The organism is Streptomyces curacoi (genome assembly GCF_001513975.1).
GTDB lineage: Bacteria > Actinomycetota > Actinomycetes > Streptomycetales > Streptomycetaceae > Streptomyces > Streptomyces curacoi.
Genome location: NZ_KQ947991.1, coordinates 502,248 through 503,023, shown reverse-complemented (window position 1 = coordinate 503,023; position 776 = coordinate 502,248). Strand labels below are relative to the sequence as shown.

1 rRNA gene and 1 pseudogene are annotated in these 776 nt (G+C 67.4%); one reads left to right on the top strand and one right to left on the bottom strand.

The features are described from left to right. Window positions 1-61 precede the first annotated feature (61 nt). Window positions 62-178: ribosomal RNA gene (gene rrf, locus AQI70_RS28190) — 5S ribosomal RNA — on the top strand. 90 nt (window positions 179-268) lie between these two features. Here rrf and AQI70_RS39260 read toward each other — a convergent pair. Continuing rightward, window positions 269-776, bottom strand: a pseudogene (locus AQI70_RS39260) (hypothetical protein); the annotation flags it as partial.

Genomic DNA, 776 nt, shown 5'->3' with positions numbered 1-776 from the left:
GTCGGCTTTGAGCAGAACAGACAAAAGAAGAGTGTGCTTGTTCGCTCGAAACCATTAGGGTTTCGGTGGTCATAGCGTGAGGGAAACGCCCGGTTACATTTCGAACCCGGAAGCTAAGCCTTACAGCGCCGATGGTACTGCAGGGGGGACCCTGTGGGAGAGTAGGACGCCGCCGAACAATCTTTGGGAAGGACCCCTGGTCACCAGCGTTCAGCTGGGACCAGGGGTCCTTTCGTTTTTACAATGCTTGCGGTACCGAAGACAGGAGTCACCGATGTCTACCAACTCTCCCGACGACCGACCGGAGCGCGACCAGCGGCGACGGGACAGTGGTGACCGCGGCGACCGGGGTGAGCGCGGCGGCTACCGCGGGGACCGGGGCGGCTTCCGGCGCGACAGCGATCGTGGTCGTTTCCGTCGTGACGACAGCCGCCGTGATGACAGCCGTGGTGAGTACGGCCGGCGCGACGACCGTCGTGATGACCGCAGGGACGACCGGCGGGACGACCGTCGCGACGACCGGCGGGATGACCGTCGGGACGGTGACCGGGGGCCCCGCCCCGGGTTCCGTCGGGACGAGCGGTCCGGTGGGCCGCGGCGGGACGATCGGGATCGTGAGCGCGGGTTCCGGCGTGATGGTGACCGTCCCTCCTTCCGCCGCGACGACCGCGGGGAGCGTCGGGACGACGACCGCGGTGGTTACCGGCGTGACGACCATCGTGGCGGCTACGGTCGCCGTGACGACCGTCGTGATGACCGCCGCGACGAGCGTCGTG